This window comes from Jeotgalibaca sp. A122 (assembly GCF_052266715.1).
Lineage (GTDB): Bacteria > Bacillota > Bacilli > Lactobacillales > Aerococcaceae > Jeotgalibaca.
This window is the reverse complement of record NZ_JBQPRB010000006.1, coordinates 53,006-74,674: the sequence shown is the minus strand read 5'-3', so window position 1 is coordinate 74,674 and position 21,669 is coordinate 53,006. Positions and strand designations below refer to the sequence as shown.

Sequence of the window (21,669 nt, the reverse complement as noted above, 5' to 3'; positions counted from 1 at the left end):
GTTACTCCTTTCTGAAAAAAACAATCAACCACTATATTTTACCAATCGCTTAAAATCAAAACTAATCGGTTTCAACATCTCTACCCCTTCAAACTGAATCGCATACGTCCGGTTATAGGGATCTACTTCTTTAACGATTCCTTTACCAAATACGGGGTGTTCGACGGCTTCATCCACTTGAAAACCATCTGCGGGTGCTTCCCCTAGAACGGTGGAATTAGTTAAAGTGATATACTCCTTACTCTCCTGAATAAACTCTTCCTCAATTACACCGATTCGGTCGAATAAACTTTCCTTTATCTCAAAAATGAACCGCGATGGAATCTTGTTTTTTCCATTCTGGCCAATGCCTTCCGATTCAGTCATATAGAATTCTTTCATCGCACGCGTGATTGCCACGTACATCAACCGACGCTCCTCCTCCAAGGCTCGCTTCTTCCCTTGTTCTAGGGACCGAGCGTTCGGTAAAATTCCATCATTGAAACTAATCAAGAAAACATAGGAAAACTCCAAACCTTTAGCTGTATGAATGGTCATCATTTTGACACTTTGGTGGTTTGGTTCTTTCTCATAATCGGTATAGAGCGCAATACTTTGCAGGTAATCATGTAAGCTTGCTTCCTCTTCGTTGGCTCGCTCGTAAGCAACAACTGAATTCATGAGCTCGGTCAGGTTATCTAAGCGCTCCTGATCCCCGTCCTGGCGTAACGCCGCCATGTATCCCGATTTCTCCAATACTTCCGTCAACAAATCAGAAACGGTATAGTTTATGTAGTGGTCTTGATAATCCAAAATCAATTCGATAAATTTCCGGGCACGATCCGAAAGAAATTCCTGTCCCTGATATTGTTCCACCACTTCCAGATAGGATAGTCCCGATTCACTCGCTACCTTGCGTACCACTTCCAATTTGCGAGGTCCCATTCCTCTTCTGGGGTTATTTATGACACGAAGAAAGGATAAATCGTCCCCAACCGCAATCAAACGCAAATACGCCAGGGCATCCTTTACTTCTCTACGTTGAAAAAACTTGAAACCTCCGTAAATAGTGTAGTCAATTCCTTCGTTAATCAATCCTTGTTCAATATAGCGAGATAAAAAATTAGCCCGATATAAAATGGCGATTTCATTAAGATTGACGCCCTCTTTTTCTAAATAACGTATACGCTCAATAATCCACTTCACTTCTTCGGATTCGTTTTTTCCGTGGAAATGCACGACTTTTACCCCGGAAGGATTACGGGTAAACATGTCCTTGTCCACGCGCAACTTATTTTGCTTGATTAATGCATTCCCCAAGTTGAGTATTTCCGGTGTTGATCGGTAATTTTCGTTCAGGATTATCGTTTTACAGGTTGGGTAATGCAAATTGAAATCAACAAAGTATTCCGGTCTTGCCCCACGCCACTCGTAAATTGTTTGGTCGGGATCCCCTACCACAAAGAGATTCTTGTTTCGTTTCGATACCAAATCAACAATCGCGATTTGTTTGGCGCTGCTATCCTGGAATTCATCGACCTGAATATAGTGCAGTTTCTTCTGCCACTTTTCCAGCACTTCCTCATAGTCCTGGAATAAAACCAAGGTAAAATTAATCAAATCATCGAAATCCAGCCCGAAAATTTTCTTTTGCTTCAACAAATACTTCTTGATGACTTGTTGTTCCACTGTATCAGTTTCCTCAAAGACAATCTTATTTTCTACATCAGCCAACATATAGACATAATCGAGCTCTTCTTTGAATTTCGCGATTTTCAACAATAAACTCCGGAAGGTCCTGTTCTCTAACCGCATTCCTAGTTCTTCATATATTTCACGCAATATAGCTTTTTGATCCTCTTCATCCAGAATAATAAATTGGCGGGGAAACTGGAAGCGGTGGATATCCTCTCGTAACACCCGCACACAAAAACCGTGATAAGTTACAATCAACCCATTGTCATATCCTGAACCAAGCAAGGCAGTCACGCGCCGCTTCATTTCTCCTGCAGCTTTATTGGTGAAGGTCACGCATAATATATGGTCCGGATCAATTCCGAGATACTCCACTATGTAGGCATAACGATGTGCGAGCGCCCTGGTCTTTCCTGACCCGGCCCCCGCTACCACGCGTACATATCCTTCAGTTGTTTTCACTGCTTCAAGTTGTTTGTCGTTTAAACCTGTTAGAATATTATCCTCTGCCATTATCTTCACTCTTTCCGTAAAAGATGAAATAAATACAGTACGAACTTATATTCTTATTTTAACAGAAAGATCACTATTTATACTATGAATCCTCGTATAAAATCCAATTTCGTTTTCAAAAAAATTAGCCAAAGCACTCCTTCGTGACGAAAGATTGTTTTGGCTGTACTTGTTATGCATTAAATACATCAGTTATAAGTGCGAATCCTTTTCCTATTAACCCAGTCAAATTCACTATAAAGTGGTTTATCATCAGTTTGAAATCTTCCGGATTTTGAATGAAATAATAAACCAACCCAACTACAAAGACATAGCGGAGTGATTTTTTGATTAATTTTTCCGTCTTTCTACGAGTCTTTCGCACTGGCTTGCTTGTCCAAACTTTTTTACCTGTTTGGTATTGCACTGGCGTGATTCCCACCCAGCCTAATACAAAAGGAAGTGCAACATTCCAGTATTTTCTATATAAACGCCTTAATTTTCTTTTCACAACAACGGCCCTTCCTACTTCACATCAATGATTTCGTAAAATTTTTGTTTTATATACTTCTCACTCTTTAAGTGATATTTTCATTATACCTCTTTACGAACGTGCGTTCAACACAGCATGAAAATACTACATAAATGAGTACTTTTTACCCCATCACAAGGACCGTTATGTTTTTAAATTCCTCCCAATATAAAACCAATCAAGTAAGCAGCAACTGCTGCTAGACCACCTATGCCCAACATCTCCAGTCCGGATTTTATCCAGTTTGAATGCGTGATACGGGACTTCAACGCTCCTAGAAGAAACAGCGTCATCCCTGTTAAAACCGAAGCAATTGTAAAAGCATTATCATGTATAAATGGCAGGAACATGGAGAAAACATAGGTTAAAAGTGGGATCATTCCAAAAATAAAGAAGGAAGAGAAAGTGACAATAGCATTTTTCAGTGGACCTTCCAGGACCTCGCTATTGCCCTGTTCCCATATAATTTTTTGATCAATAAAAGGCGTTTCATATTTAGCCAGCGTATAGGCAATGGTCTGAGCATCTTCCTTCGAGAGTCCTTTATTTTCATAAGACACTATGAGACTCTCTACTTCATTATCAAAGTTATCGACCAGTTCGCGCCTCTTTTGTTGTTTAAGTCCCATATTATACTCATTCTCTGACTTGCTGGAAAGATAGTCGCCTACAGCCATTGAGAATCCATCGGCTAGCAAGTTAGAAAAACCGAGAATGATCACCACTCGAACAGCCAGAGATGCGCCTGCTACACCAGACACCACCGCAAATGTCGTAACAATCCCGTCCAAACCACCATAAACGATACTCTTGATGTATTTTCCACCTTTAAATTTTTCTTGTCCGTCCTTGGCCTTGGCTTTAATCAATGGATTTTTCATAGCTCATTCATTCTCCTTTATATATCGAGTCTCTATCTCTTTAACTTCTCATTCTCACCTTAACTCTATTATGGATTTTCCTAACCGTAATCTCTACTGATAGCCCTCAGGAAATTTACCTTTTAGGTAGCATAATCACCTCATATCACAAGGTGGAAAAGAATAAATCAGCCGATCAGACACTCAATCAATTTCTTTGACACAGTTCCAGGTTTGCAAAAAGTTATGTCCAATATCCGTCAGAATCGGACATAACTTTCACGCTGCACATTAGTTATGTCCCATTCAAACTAAAAACGGACATAACTTGGGTGGCATTCGAAAGGTACGACCGTTTTTTAAGTTGCCACAACGGCACGTTATCGCAAGTTATTATATAATGAAATCAGAAGGAAACGTCATCTCAAATAGAAAAGAGGAAACATGATGGCTGATTATGGAACTCTACACGAATCAAAGGGTCGGTATTTGTTAAGGTTCGAGCGTTTTTTTCCCTATTGCCCCGAGGAAGTTTTTATGGTCTTGACGAATCCTGATGATTTTAAGGAATGGTATCCCTGTGCTACGGGTGAGATGGAACTCAAGGTGGGTGGCGTTATCCGTTTTGATGACGAGGAAGGAACAGTATCTGAAGCAATTATAACGGAACTGGATGCTCCCCATACTTTTTCATTTCAAGAAGGCGATGAGCTCATCCACATCACGTTGAAAAATCATGACAAAGGCTGTCACATGATTTTTACGCATACCTTTGATGATTTATCTTGGGCTGTAAATACTGCTACCGGATGGCATGGCTGTCTGGAGGTGCTGGAACAAATCGTGAATGGTGAACCAATCAGTTGGCAAAATGACGTAGACAGATTGATGGGAATCTATAGTGAGTCATTTGATAAGACATTTAGATAGCTATTATAAAAACGATTACTCAAACAAAAAAAGAAGTTTGAGTAATCGGTTTTTTTGATAAGTGATTACTCAGACATCAAAATGGCTGTTGAGTAATCATTTTTTTTGAAAAGCGATTACTCAGACGAAAAATATGGTTTGAGTGATCACTTCAGAGTTTCGTCTTATTCCAATCGGGCCAGTTGTTTCAGTTATTATTTACTGTACGTAGCGATGTCTGGTATACTTTACATAAAGTAAGATATATTTTACAAAAAGAGGTTGCAATGATGACTAAAAATATACGTCTAAAGATGGCACGAATGGAAAAAGATATGTCTCAACAAGCACTTGCAGATGCAACGGATGTAACGCGTCAAACAATCAGTGCGATTGAACGCGGTGATTATAATCCGACAATCAATCTCTGCATCAAAATTTGCAAGGCTCTTGGAGTGACACTGAACGATTTATTTTGGGAGGGTTAAAAATGAACAGTTATGATGAATACCAACGCTTTATCCGGTACCGTACTGGCTATCACAGTTTTTTCTTAGTGGTACTCCTTTTACTGGTGAATCACTTTGTAACGGGTGTCAAGGATTTCCAATGGGCTGAAGACGGTTCAGTAGAACTTCTCTTTATCATATTGATTCCTGGAACATTCATGAATATCGTCAGTACTTGGCAAGGGGCTTATTTCAATCGCAGAGAAAAACCGTTGCGTAGCAACCTAGTCGTCCTAGCTATGGGTGTGATGTATGTTTGGCTTGCTCTATACTCAGGTTCAATACGTGACAGAGGTTTGGTGATTGACGGAAAACTCACTTTAGCGGCATCTCAGCTCATGTTGGGTCTGACATGGGTTTCAATCCCCATCACCTATATTGTTCGAAAATTATGGGACAAACGCATAGCTGATTGAATCCCTTTAAATAGCAAAAAAGCACTCAACCGAGTGCTTTTTTATAACGCTATTTTGCTTCGCTTACGACATCCGTTTTGATAGCTGCTTTGTTATTAACACGTTTCATATACCACAACGTCAATACCATCCCTACAACTGCCATCACAATTGAAATAATAAAAGCTAGCGAGTAAGAACCTGTTGCTTCACGCATCGTTGAAGCAATTGATGGTCCGAATACGGCCGCGATACCATAAGCGGTAAACATCCAACCGTAGTTTGAAGCGGATTTTGAAGCACCCCAGTTTTCTGCGGTAATTCCTGGGAATGATCCTAGGAAACCACCAAAGGAAAGTGCAATCCCAACCAAGCCGATGATGCCGGCTACAGCGCCTAATGTTTGGGTTAGATTCAAGAGGAGTAATCCTGCAGCAGACACGATAAACATTAATGCGACTGTTTTATAGCGTCCGACTTTATCCGATACGGATCCCCATAAGATGCGACCCATTGTATTCGCCAGGCCTACAATCATCACGATAGCAGCTCCGGCTCCTAGATTATAAGTCGCTGCAATATTGGCTGCGTGACCAATGATCATCATACCGCTTGTTGCCGCAAATGTGTAAATGACCCATAAGATCCAGAAATTTGGCTCGCGCAGCATTTGTTTGTAGTCTTTATCCGTATTTACCGTCGTCACTGCTTTTTCTTGGACAGGTGGATTTTCCATGATAAATGATGAAGCACAGATGACCACCAACAAAATCGCACCTAATACACGGAAAGTTTGGTTGATACCAATGCTACCAATCATGCTTGTAGCGATTGGTGCCAAGATGATTGCACCTGATCCAAAACCAGCTGCCGTAAGTCCTCCTGCCAATCCTTTTTTATCCGGGAACCATTTAACAGTAAGTGCCGTAGCTGTTCCGTACCCCGCTCCAATTCCTAAACCTAAAATAATTCCGTAAGTCAGGTACAGCATGATAATACTGTTGGCATAACTAGTCAAGAACATACCAAGACCGAATAAGATACCCGATACAAGAACGACTTTCTTCCCACCATATTTATCCACGATTGGACCGCAGATAATCATCGCAACGGGAACCATGGCAAAAGAAATACTGAAGGCCAGGGACGTTTCACTCAGTGACCAATCGGTATTTTGTTCTAATAATGCTGTTTGGAACACGGACCACGCATATCCAGCCCCCAAAGCCAAATTTGTTATAATTGCTGCAATCAATATAAGCCAGCGATTTTTCTGTTGTTTCATTTTACTCCTCCTTATTGTAATTCCGAACCTTCTCCTATTAAGCGGTTTCAGTAACAGTTTAGATGGTTTTGAGCAAAGTTACTACCAACAGAATATTATGACGACTATAATATGAAGTTATGGATTTGGTTTATTTGGTTATAAATTGGTTGACAAAAAGCTCACTCAAACGGGAAATTCGTTCTGAGTGAGCTTTTTTTCGAAATAGTGATTACTCAAAGGCAAAATACAACGGTGAGTAATCGGTTTTGGTTGAAGAATGATTACTCAGATAAAATATCCCCTTTGAGTAATCACCCCTATTTAAAATATTTTAACCATGAACAGAATAATCGTCTCCCAAACTACATTCTCCGGAGTTCTTGAAGAAGTAATTACAAAAAAACAGCACCCTGACAGTTTTACCTCTGCTCTGGGTGCTGTTCTCATTGCGTTTATCCTTCAATCCGCGGGGACTGTTTGTCCTTAATCCATTGATTGGCATGAAGGACAGCGTTGCTGGTCGCTTCTCCCAGCACGTTTGTTTCAGGGAAAAATTCTGCTTCTTCGTGTTCTAGCAACTTCCCACTTCTTCGTAGATATTTCAACTGATCCTGATCTAATCCGGATATATAAAGTTTTCCCCCGGCTCGTTTCAAATCTTCCGCATAGTTATCCAGGATGTCAATAAGCGTTGCCCCCATCTGAGACTGACTGCGCATCCGAATCAAGACAACTGGATTTTGAGCTGCATCAATGCGGGGTAATAACTCTTTGAATGTCTGGGCACCAGCGAAAAATAGATTCCCTTCAACCGCCAGAGTAGTTATCTTATTACTCGGTAATGTTTCCGGCACTTCCTTCACAACAATTTTGTCCCCTTCTCTCTCGTGAAGGGTGACACTGATATCTTGGGCAGAACTTACAAAATAGAACAAGATTGTCAGAACGATACCGACGGAGACAGCTATAGGAATTGAAAAAATCAAAACACATAATAGCGTGACCGTAAAACCTAGAACAGCTGACCAACCACTTTTCAAAATAGAGACAGAATCTTTCACATTAACGGCACCAAAACCAGCTACCATAATAAGCGAAGTCAAAGCCGGCATGGGAACTTTTTCGACCACAACAGGAAAGACAAGAACAATGGCCAACATCCACAATCCTGCCAAAATTCCAGCTAATCGGGACTGTGCACCTAAAGTCATGTTTAAGGCTGTTGAACCAATGGATCCCCCCACTGGGATACCTGAAAACAAGCCAGCTCCGATATTGGCTGCGCCTTGAGCGATCATATCCCGGGATGGATCCACGGGACTGCCATCCGGATTCTCGGCCATTTGGCTTACCCCCATCCCTTGAACAGCAGTCACTGCCGCCAACCCAATAGCTGAAAAAATAAGTTGGGGTGAAAGAACAGTCAGGCTAGGGAGCGAAAATTCTGGCAGCCCTCTTGGTATGGCACTGATGTCCTGAACGGTTTGAACCGAATCCAACCCCGCCACTAAAACAACGATTGTCCCAACAGCGAGAGCCAAGGCCGATGCAAATAACTTCGCAGGGGTACGGCGTAAATATAGCATAGTAATCAATGTCACTATGGAAATCAATACTGCCCACCAGTCCCATTTCCCCATATTCATAAATGTTTCAACAAAGCCCATCACACTATTGTTTGCCTCAGGAGCGTATCCAACCAAGCCCGAAAATTGGCCTAAAATAAGTAACAGACCAACCCCGTACATGAATCCCCTCATCACAGGATAAGAAATATATTTCATCAGTCTACCAAATCGCAACAATCCAAAAATCAATAGCGCGATTCCGGAAATAAAAACAAAGGTGAAAAGGCCAGGCAAGCGCTGTTCTTCAGGTAACGCCATGATGGCTTGGCCTGCAAAAACAGAAGCCGCAACCGTGGTGGATACCAACATGACTTGCGAACTAGATAGAAGACTCCCAATTGTGGGGCCTAAAATAGAGGCATATAACCCATGAATGGGATTAACCCCGACCATCATCGCCGTCGCTAGGCCATCTGGAACATTAGACACCCCATTAACCAGGCTGGACATGATATCAGCACCTAATCCCTTTCTCTTCCCTTCTTTGTCCTTGCTGGCGGATTCGTGGACATCGCGCATGCCCGTTCCCTTTAAGTAAGCATCGGCCACGTTAATGCCATCTGGGTTATCCGCATGCTGGAAAACACGTTCTTCTGTTGGTGTTTCGTTTCTCTTCATGAATTCCCCTCACTTTTTATTTATTTCTCCTTAAACATTATCACAGAAGGTATATTGAATGCTTGTTTGATGGTTCTTTCACATACATCAATTTTTTTTAAGTAACCCTTCTGACGGGACATGAAAATGCAATTATGCTAACCTAAAATTATAACAGCACCACTACTTATGAATAAACACATTATTTACAGGAGGTATTTTACATGGTGAAAAGAAAACCCAATATCGTATTAATGTTCGCAGACGACTTAGGCTATGGGGACGTATCGAGTTTTAACCCTAATTCAAAAATCCAGACTAAAAATATAGACGCCTTAGCGGCTGCCGGCATGCGTTTCAAGGATTCACACGCCACCAGTGCGCTCTGTACCCCTTCACGTTATGGCTTATTAACTGGTCGCTACAATTGGCGGTCGCGTTTGAAGAGTTTCGTTGTCCGGGGCGATTCCGAAACGTTAATCGAAAAAAACCGGCAAACACTCGCTCATATGCTGAAAGACAATGGTTATCGTACCGCCGCGGTCGGGAAATGGCATTTGGGGATGGACTGGGAACTAAAAAAAGAAAATGATTTGGACCGCTTTTCTCTGGATCAAGAAGAGTTCCAGAAACTTGATGACCAATTCGGACGAAATGGTAACTTTGACCAGAGCTTGCAGACAGCAAAAATTGAAGGCTTGGATATTGATTACACTAAACCAATTAAGTATGGACCGAATGATTTTGGTTTCGATTACTTCTTTGGAACTTCTGCTTCACTAGACCAACCGCCATATGTTTATATCGAAAATAACCGCTTCATGGCTGAACCGACTATTCTCTATGGTTTACCGAACGTGGCACGCCACAATGATTCCCAACAAGAAGCGTGGCAAATGGGGCCGGCTGATCCGAAATTTAATGTGGAGCAGGTTCCAGTGGATATGCAGAATAAAGTATTGGGGCTATTGGATGACATGGGTGACCGGGAACAGCCTTTCTTCTTGTACTATCCCACTCATCTAGTGCACGGTCCACTTATTCCTACTGAGGAATTTAGAGGGAAATCCGGTTTGGGTCTTTACGGGGATTTTGTCTTGCAATTAGATGCTTATGTAGGGCAAATTACAGCTAAATTAAAAGAAAAAGGCATTTTTGAGGATACTATTTTCATCTTTACGAGCGACAATGGCGCCTCTGCCGTGGCCGGGTTCGATGATTTATTAGAACAAGGCCATAACCCCAGCCATATTTTCAGAGGGAAAAAGGCAGACGTATGGGAAGGCGGTCACCGTGAACCAACCATCATTTCTTATCCACGCATCATCGATCCTGGAACAAGTACTTCCCAAATGGTGAGTCACTCGGATTGGTACCGTACGATTGCAGATATTTTAGATGTCACTGTTCCCGACGATGCTGCGGAAGATTCCGTTTCTGCTATACGATTATGGCAAGGAATCGACAAGCCTCTGCGTGAAGATATTGTTCATTCAACCGGTAACGGTGGCTTCTCTATCCGTCGTGGCTTCTGGAAGCTGAACTTGGTAAGTAATGGGGGTGGTTTTGCTGCCTTGAACGACAAAAACTTCCAACCGCAGGAATTATTCGACTTACGAGATGATATCAGTGAAACCACGAACGTTATTGATAAACATCCAGATATCGTAAAAGAGCTAACTGAAATACTGGCTGAACATGTTAAAAATGGTCGTTCCACTGAAGGAAAACCACAAAAAAACGAACCAAACAATCCAACTGGTGAATGGCCACAATTGGAATGGATGGAAGATTACGAAACGTATATCCAAACGTTTAAAAAAACACCTTCACCTAAAGAAGAGCACGGAGGAAAAGATAAAAAAATTGACAAGAAATGAAGATGGAAACACCATGATATTTATTGAAGGAAACACATTTTTGATGGGAACTGATTCTGACGTTGGATTTGTTGATGATTTGGAAGGCCCGGCAACAAAAGTAAAAGTGCAGAGCTTTTACATCGATCGTTACACCGTTACAAATCAAGCGTTCCTACAGTTTTTTTTGGAAACAGGTTATGTCACCGATGCCGAAAGATACGGTTCCTCTCACGTTTTTAAATTGTTATTGAACGAAGCTGAACGTGAGATTTACCCTACTTTATCCCAAACAACGTGGTGGCATGAAGTACCTGGTGCAAGCTGGCGGAAACCCGAAGGCAAAGACTCTTCCATTAAGGTCCGGATGGATCACCCTGTCGTTCATGTTTCCCGTAATGATGCTTTGGCCTATTGTCTCTGGGCGGGTAAAAGATTGCCAACCGAAGCAGAGTGGGAATATGCTGCAAGAGGTGGATTGATCGGTAAGCAATTTCCTTGGGGAGATGACTTACACCAAGACAGTAAACATCACGCAAATGTCTGGCAAGGTTCCTTCCCTACTATGAATACACTGGAAGATGGGTACCTAGGCACTGCTCCCGTAGACAGTTATGAACCAAACGGCTACGGTCTTTACCAAACCTCCGGAAATGTTTGGGAGTGGTGCTTAAACCCGGGGATAATCCCCTTGGCAACTTTCCAGCAAAAAAATGCGGATCAATTCCTCGTGGAAAATAGTCATTACAGCGATGAGATTTACGCGTTGCGAGGTGGTTCATTCCTATGCCACTGTTCCTACTGCCAAAGATACCGTGTAGCTGGTCGCAATTCCAATACAGCTCTTTCTTCATCAAGTAACGTCGGATTTCGTTGTGTAAAAGATGTCGAAACGAAGAAGGTGAAAATGAGTGAGTGACAATGTCCAAAAAAGTAGTGATGAATTAGCTCAACATCGTACCGAATTAGCCAAACTTCGGAGTGAATTGGCTCAAAATCGGACTCTGCAAGCAGCGGAACGAACCTATGCAGCTTGGATCCGGACCGGTTTCACGATTGCCGGAGCGGGATGGACACTGGGACAAGCCTTGCATAATACCGAAAACCGTAATACTGCTTTGCTTATTGGCGGTGCCATGATTCTGTTGGGGTTATTGTGTTTTGTCTATGCATGGATAAGTTATAAAGCCGTTTTTGATTACGTCAAACACACATTCTTGGATAGTGATAAGGAAATTTATCCAACCAAAATGAACCTCATCACTGTCTCGGTTCTGTCGGGGATGTTGCTTGTTATATTTGTCCTAGCTTTTAGTATGCTTTTATTCTAAATAATGAAAGAGGGATTGGATGACTGAAGCCTTGAATTTTATTGGATCGGTTGGAAACTTCTTCCTTCCTATCTTTGTTTTTTTAACCATGTTCAACGTTGGCTTGACACGGACCTTGGATGATTTTAAGGAGCACCTATCGGAGTGGCGTTTTTACTTGCGTATGTTATTCGTGAATTTCTTGCTTGCACCCCTTATGATGTTGTTGCTGCTTCAAGTGTTCACTATTTCTGAGCCACTGGAGGCAGGCTTAATCATCTTCAGCATGGCCGCTGGTGCACCCTTCGTGATTAAGTTGACTCAGTTTTCGGAGCATGATATCGCCTTAGGTGCTACACTATTGGTTGTCTTGGTGCTCGCCACCAGTTTATTTGTTCCGTTTGCCCTTCCGCTTGCGCTACCAGGGGTTTCAATTAATGCATTGGAAATATTCTTTTCCCTAGTTCGGCAGCTCATTTTACCCATTATACTAGGGCTCTTGGCAAATCGTTTCGTTCCCGGTATCACCAAAAAAATTCAACCTTGGGTCGGCAAGCTTGGAACAATCACGCTTTGGATAGTCGTCTTTGGCATTCTAATCGGTGAATTAGAAGGTATTTTCAATATTTTCGGCGAAGGAGCAATCTTGCTAAGTGTCATTTTTATCTTGAGTGTCGCAGTTCTTGGCTATTATATTGCAGGTAAAAATGGGCATGACCACCTACAAGATTTAGGTGCTCTAGGAACAGGACAACGAAACACCGCTGCCTGCATGATTATTGCTGCCAATAACTTTAGTGATACCCCAGAAGTCTTGTTGATTATTACAATCGCAAACACACTAGGAATCATCATGTTGGTTGCGATTGCGAAATATCTGAGTAGAGATAACGAGCCCCAAACAAAGAGCGTTACCTAATACAAAAAGGAGAGCTGGTAGAAACCAGTCCTCCTTTTTGTGATTCTATATAAAATGACTTGAATAATTTTGAAGTAAATAACGTGTTTTTTCCTCCAAGGTAATAAAAGCATCCAATTCCCTGGCTAAGTCCAACGCTTTAATTTTACTGTTATGGCTACTCACGTATCCTGCATTCTTTAATTCCCACAATGTTTCATCCTTCAGATAGAACGGTAATTTACGGCTGGCATGCCCAAGCTCTTGGAGCAGCAAACTAACGCGGTAAGAGAAAGTTATTATCTCATCGAATTTCAACTCGTTAAGTTGATGGAGTTCATTGATGGTGAAGTATCCGACCAATTCAACATCAAAATGACCTTTAAGAGACTCGATGAAATATTCTATTTTTTCACTCGCATAATTTGAAATAATAACGATTCGTTTTGTTTTTGTGCCATGAACATGGTTCCTTAACAAGTAACGCTGGAGGATTAAACAAATATCGGTGTATTGATAATCTTGTAAATGAATCATCAACTCATCCTTAATCAGTGGCGCCATTTTCCTCACTATTTGATAAAGATTATGAAATTGCTTTTGAGTATCATGTAGATGTTCATCATAGAAACCATAACCAAGCCTATTTTTGATAAAGCTCTTATAAAGGTACGCATAAAGCATGCGATACGGTCCATAGCGGGAATAAAATGCTGTCTTCGTGCTAAACTCGACTGAATCGATAAACGCAAGAGTAAGTTTATCAATACGAGCATCAAATGGAAAATTCAGTGGTGTTTTATAATTTAGTGACATAACCAGATAATCAAAGTGGGCATTCTCTTCATCACTTGAGAACAATTGGTGGGTAGTCGCTTCAGGAAGTCCCGCTCGATCAAATGTAATCGTCTTCCCCTGAGTAACACGCAACCTACTAATGGCATAATAAAGATAAATTAATTTTTTGGATGGGTAATCCACTGAACGATGCTCATCATGGAAGACATGCGAGCGAATTTTTTCTTTCGTCTCCTCAAAATAGGAGCGAGTGGAAGTAACAAACAGGTCAGCCAATAACCTTTGAATGGGCGTATTGGCTTGCCTATTCTTAAAACGATCATTTTCGTCTAATCCTACAATTGATAATAATTGCATAGCGATTCTAATCCGCAAGAGGCGTTCTTCGCCTTGAATCGTGTTCCCTTTCCGCGGAAGGTAGATGATTTCCATGCCTTCTTGTTTAAGTTTTTGTTGCAACGTTTTCCGGTCATTTTTTCTAGTGGTTTCACTAAGCCCCAGTTTTACATAGAGCTTGGAAAGATTGGTAAATCCATTAAAAAATGCTTCCATAATAATTAGTTGATGACGTTCTTCAGGCGTTGTACTGTATTCATTCAACGAAATCGCACATAATGCGAGATAATCATGGTAATGAATCCGGCTTATTATGAGATTATCATCCAATAAAAACCACTTACCTTGAGGTAAATAATCATTCAAATGATAGAGGGCTCTTTTTATGGTTGATTCACTTTTCCCAAAGAAAGAAGCGCATTTCTGCAAAGAAACACGCTCATTATTATGAATATAGTTAGTTAGCTGTAATTCAAATTGATTAATCGCCATTTGCCTTACCTCCTCTTTACCGCATGGAATCGTTTTACAAAAAATAACATGACGGCACAACAGGTGTCAAATACGCTTTAAATCTGATTGTAATTTATGCGTTCATAGCCATATTCATGTAAAAGTTGACGAAAATCTTCGTCTCTCAATACCATCATCTCTTTCATCCGGGCGAGATTGAAAGAAGAGCCGTACCACACTACTTCATCCAGGTATCCAGGGTGACAACTCGCCTCTACAAGGTCGTATTGCTGATGGTGTTTCGCATCCTCATGAAAGCGGGAAAATAGTATTGTTTTTTCTATAGGATATTCATCAGCCATACTCTTCATTTCTGGAAAGTTAAATATATTCCAAAAGGCATCGGTTGGATATAACTGTGGATTTTCAGATAAACTCTTTGCGTCCAGACAGTTTCGTAAAGGTAGACTATATTTTTTACTTAATCGCTCTGCTACTTCGCGATGATTTGAAAATGCATGGGTATAGTGATGGGAATCAATATGGGTTAAATCTATACCCAAGGATAGAAGGCGTTCGATTTGCGCTTGCCATTCTTGGTAAAGTTGTTCCAAATCGATTTTATTTTCAGTGCCATTATAAAAAGACAAGCGATGAAATATCCCTGTTTGATCGACTAATGTATCGACATCTTCCCTAATTGGCTTACCTGCTGTTAAGGAAAGATGAATACCAATACCCAATTCGGGATTATCTTTGCTTAATTTTGCCGCATGCACCAATCCCGGCATATTTGCCATCATGGTTGTGGATGTCACAACGCCTTCACGATGGGCGTCTACTATCCCATAATTTATCGCATTTGAATAACCATAGTCATCGGCGTTGATGATTAGTTTTGTCATATGTTTACTCCTCCCCTATTTGTAAAAAGCGAGTCGGATTTGAATCCCGAACTCGCTTTTATTTTTAGTTTGAATATTTCAATTTTAATGCTTCAGCTTTTTCGATTGCTTTGTGCGCCATCTGGGAAGCAAGTTCTGGTGCTAACCCAATATAATTACTCGGGTTAATCATCTCTTTTAACTCATCGGAAGTAAAGTTATCGGATAAAACATCATTTTTTGAAAGGTTTGTATAGAAATCTTCCCCATAAGCAGCGGTACGAATCGCCACATCATAAACTAAACTATGGGCTTGATCTTTACCAAGCTTTTCAGCAATTTTCATCATCACATATTCACTGTTATCAAGACCTTTATTAATATTTACATTCTCAAGCATACGCTCTTTGCGGACAGTTAAGGTACGCGTTAATTCTTCAGCTCGCAACAAGAGTTCAGTTGTGAGTTCCAACGCTTCTTCCATAATGCCATCAAACAGCATGTATTGTGAGCTATCCCCTTCGTAAGGACGAACGGCAGAATAAAGACCTACACTTGATAGTGAATAAAGTTTTTGTGAATTTGCGATTATCCCTTTAGCCAGCTTTGGATTTATCTTATGTGGCATCGTGCTACTGCCTATTGTTCCTTCTTTAAATCCTTCTGCAACTTCCGCAATTTCTTCTAAAGAGGTTTGATAAACTTCCTCGGCCATCTTATGGCAAACACTCGCCAACAGCTGTAAAGCCATGATATATTCCAATTTATGACTGTTGATATTGCGACTTGGGACAGCCATTGAAGTCATACCCAGTTGCTCTGCTACGTGATTTTGGACACGGGGTCCAACTTCCGGCATCGAACTGAATGTTCCAACCGCACCGCCCATCATAACTTGGAAGACACGTTTCTCTAACTCTTGCAAACGTTCAACCGAATCAAGCAGCTCACTAATCCAAACAGAAACTTTATAACCATATGTGATAGGTGTCGCATGGCGCCCATGCGTCCGCCCTGCCATTACCGTATTTTTGTTATCTTCTGCTAACTTGGCCAAGTTTTCTAAAATCTCACTGGCTAGACCTAAAAATTTTTCGTGTACTTGCTTCATTATATAGAGTTGTGATGTTTGTTGGACATTCTGAGTGGTAATCCCATAATGCACATACTTCCCACTTTCAGGGGGGCATGCTTTTACGAGTACTTTTAGAAAAGGTACGAAACCATGTCCAACTTTCTCATAAATTCTACCCATTTCTTCAAAATCCAGATTTTCAATTTTTGCGCTTGCAGCTATTTCATCCGCTGCTGATTGAGGTATAAATTTTTCTTTCGCTTGAGCTTTTGCCAACGCAGTTTCGACTGCTAACCACGCATTGTACTTCGCTTCTTCTGTAAAGAGCGCTTTGATCCCACGATCTGGGATTGACCTACTTTTTGAATCATAAAATGCACGCATCATTTCCATCCTCTCATACTGGACACTTCAGTTTTATGCCAGTCCGCCTTTTTGTATATACTCATCCACTTCATTTCGAACAAATTCCACGTGCGGTCCAAATACAACATGGATATGGTTTTTCTTAGGGAAGAAAATGCCGCTCGAACCTGATTTTTTCAAGGCTTCTGCATCAACCTTGCTTTGGTCTTTCAAATCAATACGCAAACGTGACACACAGTTATCCACATTCAAGATATTTTGGCTACCGCCTAATGCTGTAACGACGACACCCGCAATTTCATCATATTTTTTCTCATTTAATAGGGTCGCATCACGGTTTTCATCTTCCCGACCAGGTGTTTTAATATTGAACTTCTGGATTACAAAGCGGAATAAGAAGTAAAAAGTAATAAAGTTTACTGCTCCCCAAAGTACCAAGTTAATCCAGTTGGTGTTCTCATAGAGTAAACCGAAAATACCAAAGTCGAAAATCGTTCCACGAATGTAGCCGATAGACACATTCAGGAATGCTAACGGAATCGTCATAAGTCCACAAACCACAATGTACATGATATAGAGGACCGGTGAAATAAACATGAACGAAAACTCAATCGGTTCAGTGATATTACCAAGGAATGCTGTTAGTACGATTGTCAGGATAATTCCCTTGGCGATTGTTTTATTATCTTTATAAGCAGTATGATACATCGCTAAACCAATAGCCGGGATACGGAATAATGTATTCAACATTTGCCCTGCTGCAAGATACGGTGTCAACGCCGGCATTAAACGATTCCAGCTTTCATGAGACGGTCCTAAATCAAAGAGGATATGGTTAACGGTGTTTAGTATCCCCGTAAATGTTTCACCATCAATCATGTATACCCCGCCAGCTTCGGTAAAGCGGACCATGGATGCCAAAACATGGTGCAAACCTAACGGAATTAAAGCCCGGTTCAAGAACCAATAAAGGCCAGGTCCAAACACACGGTTCATGAGTAGCGGAGAAATAGCCATCAAAATACTGCTGAATCCACCCCAAACAATCGGAATAAGTAGCGCAATAGGAATCATGAACAAGAATGTTAAAATCAATACTGATTTTTTTCCACCAAAGAACGCAAAAGCTAGCGGTAGCTGTAATTTGTAAAAACGATCGGCTACTTTTGCCGCTAACAAACCAGAGATAATCCCACCCGCTACATCAATATTCAATGTTTGTATCCCCAGTACAGTAGCCTGGCCGGCTGGTCCCATTACTTCTGGATCCGCTAGGTTCCCACTGACATTCAGGTAAACGTTCATAACCATCAACATCGTTAAATAACCGATAATTGCAGAAAAAACGGCGATTCCTTTTTCTTTTTTGGACATCCCGTATGCAACACCCATCGCGAAAAGAACGGGAATATTAGTAAAAATCACACCAGAAATCTGCTGCACACTTTTCAGAGCGATTTGTAGCGTTTCGTTACCTAAAAATGGAAACTGGTTAATCATGTACGTTTGCGTAAAAGCCCCCATCAAACCCATTAACATCCCTACCGGTGCCATAATCCCGATTGGCAAGAGCAGAGAACGACCAAAAACTTGAATCTCATCTTTCGCTTTCTCCCACATATTTTTTACACTCCTTTTGTTTTCAATTCATATACATCTTAAGGGGAACCACCAAGGTGCACAAGGTCATTATGATAGCGTATTCAAGTTTAAAATGTGCCCCTTTTAGAATGTAGTCAAAAAATAAGAACAAAAAACGGGTCTGGGAAATAACTCCCAGACCCTTATCTATTTACGAATACTTTATCGCAAACGTGCTCAAAAAGGCAGCCCCGACGCCACTTCACGAATAATGCTCAGATGGTCTGCGACCATCCTGTGCTTATTCGTTCCAGTGGTTCGGGGCTAAACGCCTTTTTGAGCACTCTCGTTTTTTTATTATGCGTTTACTGTAACCTCTTTTTTGCTACCTAGGAACAGGCTAGCAATGATTAGAACACCGACAACTGTCATACCAATAAGCATCGAAGTTTGGAAACCATCGCTCAAGGTACCGATTGTTGCAATAACCAAAGATGCAATAAATGGTGTGATTGCACTAATCCAGAAGACATGTTTATAAGCTTGTTTATGTGTTAAGTGTGCTGTGTTTAATTGGTTTACGATTGAACCGCCATGTGGCATTGAATCAAGTCCATAACAGGAAACAGCTGCAACACGGTGGATAACGGATGGATCGATTCCCATTGCCAAGTATTGTGGAGCCAATGTTTCCAAAGCAATTCCCAAACCACCGGAAGCAGAACCTGCAATACCAGCTACAATGTTTGTTGCGATTGCCATTTGTAACAGTGGTGGTCCTGGAATACTGTTCAATCCTGAAATGAGATATTCAAATCCAGGAACTGTTGTTACGACCCCACCAAAACCTACGATTGCAGATACTGCTACCAAGGTCTTCGTTCCGTTTGTGGCACCTGTTCCAATTGAAGCGCCAACATCTTTGAACTTGTTGAAGTATAGAACGACAGTTGCCAAACAACCAATGAACAAGGAAGCTACAGGATCCATATCAAAAACATTCATTGTCACTAACAAGAGGATGATTGGCATGAAAGCCTTAAGCAAGGAACCATGTTTTTTGACTTCAATCGTTTCTGCTTCGATTGTTTTATTAATGGATTCTCCTGTTTCCATAAATCCTTCATTTGCTTTTTCAGAACGATTCAACATCCATTTAATGTAAACCAAGGCTGTTGTGACTGAGAATACAAGAGCGATTAATGCCAATTTCGAAGCTGCCATTGGCGTTGTCCCCAAGTATTCGATTGGAATCAGGTTTTGGATTGCTGGTGAACCAGGAATCATTACTGAAGTAAAGAGGTTCCCACCCAAGGATAGCATCGCCATGAACAAGTGCCATGGAATATTATTCTTTTTAAACAAAACTTTACTGAAGGGCATCATAGTGAAGACTACAACGTAACCCCCTACCCCACCAAAGGTCAGGACTGCAGTAATTGCGGACAGTAAAATGATAATAACAAACTTTTTGTTTTTACCTGTTTTATCAGATAATTTGATGATTGAGTTAGCAATATCATCGGCAGCACCAGAGTCACTGACTACAGATCCAAATACACTCGCCAAAGCAAAAATCAAGAAGTTCTTGCCAACAAAACTACCAAGCGCCTCTGCGTAAGGTCCCACCATACCTTCGACCAAGTTCATACCAGAAAATGACAGAACAATCATACTCAGAATTGGACCGATAATCAGCAGTGACAACCCTTTAAAGGCTAGATACATTAAGACAAACAAGCCAACTATAATACCAACCAAACTAAGAATTCCAAAATCCATTTATTTTGCACCCTTTCGACTTTCAATATTGTAAATATAATCACTTTATTAAATTAGTGTTGTTAACCCTTACAATCAATAGTTTGCTCATACTTTCACTTTGACTATACGACTCATTCTCAAATCCATACATAGGTAAGCGCTTAACTTGTTTATAGTATAGATGATTTTAATTTTCTTTTATATATCTTATAAACCAATTTTAGGTTTTTTTGTTTGCTGTTTCATGGTTCGAAAGACATACTTCCTTCACCGATTGGCGGAGTGGGCAAGTTACCACTGCGCCATCAGTTTAGATTAATCTTGCAAAATAGAAACAGTTTGTTCACGTAATATAAAAGCCCGATAAGCTGTTTCCCCTGCATTTGTTAATAATGTTTCAACTTCTCTAATCGCCTCTGATAACGACATCGGCCGATTGACAATGTCCGTAACCAAATCGATGCCGGTCTCATAAATCGGTCCTAAATTGTCATCACTACTTCCAACAATTGCAATCACGGGTAAATCGTATTTCTTTGCCATCCGCGCAATGCCCACGGGTGCTTTACCATTCAATGATTGTGAATCTAACCGACCTTCACCGGTTATAACCAGATCAGCATCTTTCAATTCTTCTTCAATATTCAATATTTCCAATATTTTTTCGATGCCACTGAATAACTGTGCCTCACAAAAGACCATCAAACCTGCCCCGAGTCCGCCAGCTGCTCCAGAACCCGCTTTTTCCAAAATATTGACACCAAGTAATTCTTCTATTTTTTTCCCGTAATGATGTAGGATTTCATCAAGTCTGATAACATCCTCTTCACTCGCACCTTTTTGTGGACCATATACATAGGATGCACCATTTTTACCACATAGAGGATTTGTTACATCGGATAAAACAGAAATCTTAACACCGTGAATACGCCAGTCGATATTGGAGACATCTATGGAAGTGATAGCTGCCAACCCTTCAGCACCTGGAACGATTTCCTTATCTGATTGATCTTTGAATGATACACCGAGAGCTTGTGCCATTCCGACTCCACCATCGTTAGTTGCACTTCCGCCAATGCCAATATAAATTTCATCGACTCCCAAATCCAGGGCCGCTTTAATCAATTCACCTGTTCCATAAGTCGTGGCTTTAAATACATTACGCTTTTCTTCATCAACAAGCATTATTCCCGATGCTTCCGCCATCTCGATAACCGCAATATGGTTTTTAATAACTCCAAACTTTGCTTGAACTTTTTCTCCGAGCGGTCCTGTTACTTCAACGTATTGATACTCGCCTTGGCAGCCTACGACGAGTGCGTCTACTGTTCCTTCACCGCCATCCGCAACTGGAATTTTGATAATCTCCACGTCTGCATCCACACGGCGAATCCCACGTTCGATAAAATCCTCAACCTCTATCGTTGACGCACTTCCTTTAAAGGAATCCGCTGCTATGATAACTTTTTTTGCCGGGTTCAT

General features: G+C 41.0%; 18 protein-coding genes. 7 read left to right on the top strand and 11 right to left on the bottom strand.

Annotated elements, in window-relative coordinates:
• Positions 1–24 precede the first annotated feature (24 nt).
• The 3 genes from ACTU7M_RS08015 to ACTU7M_RS08005 all read right to left on the bottom strand — a co-directional run bounded on the left by ACTU7M_RS08015 (position 25) and on the right by ACTU7M_RS08005 (position 3,579).
• On the bottom strand, positions 25–2,187 hold the full coding sequence (locus ACTU7M_RS08015; protein ID WP_443473867.1) for an ATP-dependent helicase: 2,163 nt from the start codon (positions 2,185–2,187) through the stop codon (positions 25–27).
• Positions 2,188–2,359: 172 nt separating this feature from the next.
• Entirely contained in the window at positions 2,360–2,677 is a 318-nt protein-coding gene (locus tag ACTU7M_RS08010) for a hypothetical protein (protein ID WP_443473866.1), read from the bottom strand.
• Positions 2,678–2,850: 173 nt separating this feature from the next.
• Positions 2,851–3,579: a VIT1/CCC1 transporter family protein gene (locus ACTU7M_RS08005; protein ID WP_443473865.1), complete on the bottom strand. Its 729-nt coding sequence runs from the start codon at positions 3,577–3,579 to the stop codon at positions 2,851–2,853.
• A 426-nt stretch (positions 3,580–4,005) separates the two neighbouring features.
• Between ACTU7M_RS08005 and ACTU7M_RS08000 the strand changes: the two genes are divergently transcribed.
• From ACTU7M_RS08000 to ACTU7M_RS07990, 3 genes are all read left to right on the top strand, one after another.
• Positions 4,006–4,488: an SRPBCC family protein gene (locus ACTU7M_RS08000; RefSeq protein ID WP_443473864.1), complete on the top strand. Its 483-nt coding sequence runs from the start codon at positions 4,006–4,008 to the stop codon at positions 4,486–4,488.
• A 269-nt stretch (positions 4,489–4,757) separates the two neighbouring features.
• Positions 4,758–4,955, top strand: a complete 198-nt coding sequence (locus ACTU7M_RS07995; RefSeq protein ID WP_443473863.1) for a helix-turn-helix transcriptional regulator — start codon at positions 4,758–4,760, stop codon at positions 4,953–4,955.
• A 2-nt stretch (positions 4,956–4,957) separates the two neighbouring features.
• Positions 4,958–5,392, top strand: a complete 435-nt coding sequence (locus ACTU7M_RS07990; RefSeq protein ID WP_443473862.1) for a hypothetical protein — start codon at positions 4,958–4,960, stop codon at positions 5,390–5,392.
• 49 nt (positions 5,393–5,441) lie between these two features.
• Here ACTU7M_RS07990 and ACTU7M_RS07985 read toward each other — a convergent pair whose 3' ends face one another.
• Both ACTU7M_RS07985 and ACTU7M_RS07980 read right to left on the bottom strand, forming a co-directional pair.
• On the bottom strand, positions 5,442–6,656 hold the full coding sequence (locus ACTU7M_RS07985; RefSeq protein WP_443473861.1) for an L-lactate MFS transporter: 1,215 nt from the start codon (positions 6,654–6,656) through the stop codon (positions 5,442–5,444).
• Positions 6,657–7,090: 434 nt separating this feature from the next.
• Positions 7,091–8,884: a SulP family inorganic anion transporter gene (locus tag ACTU7M_RS07980; protein WP_443473860.1), complete on the bottom strand. Its 1,794-nt coding sequence runs from the start codon at positions 8,882–8,884 to the stop codon at positions 7,091–7,093.
• Between the two features lie 203 nt (positions 8,885–9,087).
• On the opposite strand from ACTU7M_RS07980, the gene ACTU7M_RS07975 reads away from it, so the two are divergent.
• The 4 genes from ACTU7M_RS07975 to ACTU7M_RS07960 are packed head-to-tail and all read left to right on the top strand — an operon-like array spanning position 9,088 to position 12,951.
• Positions 9,088–10,743 (top strand): sulfatase family protein, encoded by a 1,656-nt coding sequence (locus ACTU7M_RS07975; RefSeq protein ID WP_443473859.1) that lies wholly within the window; start codon positions 9,088–9,090, stop codon positions 10,741–10,743.
• 13 nt (positions 10,744–10,756) lie between these two features.
• Positions 10,757–11,641 (top strand): formylglycine-generating enzyme family protein, encoded by an 885-nt coding sequence (locus tag ACTU7M_RS07970; protein ID WP_443473858.1) that lies wholly within the window; start codon positions 10,757–10,759, stop codon positions 11,639–11,641.
• Positions 11,634–12,053 (top strand): YidH family protein, encoded by a 420-nt coding sequence (locus ACTU7M_RS07965; RefSeq protein WP_443473857.1) that lies wholly within the window; start codon positions 11,634–11,636, stop codon positions 12,051–12,053. Before ACTU7M_RS07970 ends, ACTU7M_RS07965 begins: the two co-directional genes overlap by 8 nt.
• Positions 12,054–12,072: 19 nt before the next feature.
• Positions 12,073–12,951 carry a bile acid:sodium symporter family protein gene (locus ACTU7M_RS07960; RefSeq protein ID WP_443473856.1) on the top strand — a complete coding sequence of 293 codons (879 nt, stop codon included), beginning with the start codon at positions 12,073–12,075 and terminating at the stop codon, positions 12,949–12,951.
• Between the two features lie 45 nt (positions 12,952–12,996).
• On the opposite strand, the gene ACTU7M_RS07955 is transcribed toward ACTU7M_RS07960, so the two are convergent.
• The 6 genes from ACTU7M_RS07955 to ACTU7M_RS07930 all read right to left on the bottom strand — a co-directional run bounded on the left by ACTU7M_RS07955 (position 12,997) and on the right by ACTU7M_RS07930 (position 21,669).
• Positions 12,997–14,556: a helix-turn-helix domain-containing protein gene (locus ACTU7M_RS07955; RefSeq protein WP_443473855.1), complete on the bottom strand. Its 1,560-nt coding sequence runs from the start codon at positions 14,554–14,556 to the stop codon at positions 12,997–12,999.
• Between the two features lie 77 nt (positions 14,557–14,633).
• Positions 14,634–15,422 (bottom strand): carbohydrate deacetylase, encoded by a 789-nt coding sequence (locus tag ACTU7M_RS07950; protein WP_443473854.1) that lies wholly within the window; start codon positions 15,420–15,422, stop codon positions 14,634–14,636.
• A 64-nt stretch (positions 15,423–15,486) separates the two neighbouring features.
• Positions 15,487–16,863 carry a class-II fumarase/aspartase family protein gene (locus ACTU7M_RS07945; RefSeq protein WP_443473853.1) on the bottom strand — a complete coding sequence of 459 codons (1,377 nt, stop codon included), beginning with the start codon at positions 16,861–16,863 and terminating at the stop codon, positions 15,487–15,489.
• Between the two features lie 30 nt (positions 16,864–16,893).
• On the bottom strand, positions 16,894–18,462 hold the full coding sequence (locus ACTU7M_RS07940) for a PTS transporter subunit EIIC (RefSeq protein ID WP_443473852.1): 1,569 nt from the start codon (positions 18,460–18,462) through the stop codon (positions 16,894–16,896).
• Between the two features lie 318 nt (positions 18,463–18,780).
• Positions 18,781–20,205: a GntP family permease gene (locus tag ACTU7M_RS07935; RefSeq protein ID WP_443473851.1), complete on the bottom strand. Its 1,425-nt coding sequence runs from the start codon at positions 20,203–20,205 to the stop codon at positions 18,781–18,783.
• A 297-nt stretch (positions 20,206–20,502) separates the two neighbouring features.
• A complete protein-coding gene (locus tag ACTU7M_RS07930) occupies positions 20,503–21,669 on the bottom strand; it encodes a glycerate kinase (RefSeq protein ID WP_443473850.1) in 1,167 nt (388 codons plus the stop codon).

Coding starts and splice junctions, on each gene's coding strand:
- ACTU7M_RS07950 (WP_443473854.1), bottom strand. CDS start 15,422: ATGACAAAACTAATCATCAACGCCGATGACTATGGTTATTCAAATGCG.
- ACTU7M_RS07980 (WP_443473860.1), bottom strand. CDS start 8,884: ATGAAGAGAAACGAAACACCAACAGAAGAACGTGTTTTCCAGCATGCG.
- ACTU7M_RS07975 (WP_443473859.1), top strand. CDS start 9,088: ATGGTGAAAAGAAAACCCAATATCGTATTAATGTTCGCAGACGACTTA.
- ACTU7M_RS07985 (WP_443473861.1), bottom strand. CDS start 6,656: ATGAAACAACAGAAAAATCGCTGGCTTATATTGATTGCAGCAATTATA.
- ACTU7M_RS08005 (WP_443473865.1), bottom strand. CDS start 3,579: ATGAAAAATCCATTGATTAAAGCCAAGGCCAAGGACGGACAAGAAAAA.
- ACTU7M_RS07930 (WP_443473850.1), bottom strand. CDS start 21,669: ATGAACCCGGCAAAAAAAGTTATCATAGCAGCGGATTCCTTTAAAGGA.
- ACTU7M_RS08015 (WP_443473867.1), bottom strand. CDS start 2,187: ATGGCAGAGGATAATATTCTAACAGGTTTAAACGACAAACAACTTGAA.
- ACTU7M_RS07935 (WP_443473851.1), bottom strand. CDS start 20,205: ATGGATTTTGGAATTCTTAGTTTGGTTGGTATTATAGTTGGCTTGTTT.
- ACTU7M_RS07955 (WP_443473855.1), bottom strand. CDS start 14,556: ATGGCGATTAATCAATTTGAATTACAGCTAACTAACTATATTCATAAT.
- ACTU7M_RS07990 (WP_443473862.1), top strand. CDS start 4,958: ATGAACAGTTATGATGAATACCAACGCTTTATCCGGTACCGTACTGGC.
- ACTU7M_RS07945 (WP_443473853.1), bottom strand. CDS start 16,863: ATGATGCGTGCATTTTATGATTCAAAAAGTAGGTCAATCCCAGATCGT.
- ACTU7M_RS08000 (WP_443473864.1), top strand. CDS start 4,006: ATGGCTGATTATGGAACTCTACACGAATCAAAGGGTCGGTATTTGTTA.
- ACTU7M_RS07970 (WP_443473858.1), top strand. CDS start 10,757: ATGATATTTATTGAAGGAAACACATTTTTGATGGGAACTGATTCTGAC.
- ACTU7M_RS07995 (WP_443473863.1), top strand. CDS start 4,758: ATGACTAAAAATATACGTCTAAAGATGGCACGAATGGAAAAAGATATG.
- ACTU7M_RS07940 (WP_443473852.1), bottom strand. CDS start 18,462: ATGTGGGAGAAAGCGAAAGATGAGATTCAAGTTTTTGGTCGTTCTCTG.
- ACTU7M_RS07960 (WP_443473856.1), top strand. CDS start 12,073: ATGACTGAAGCCTTGAATTTTATTGGATCGGTTGGAAACTTCTTCCTT.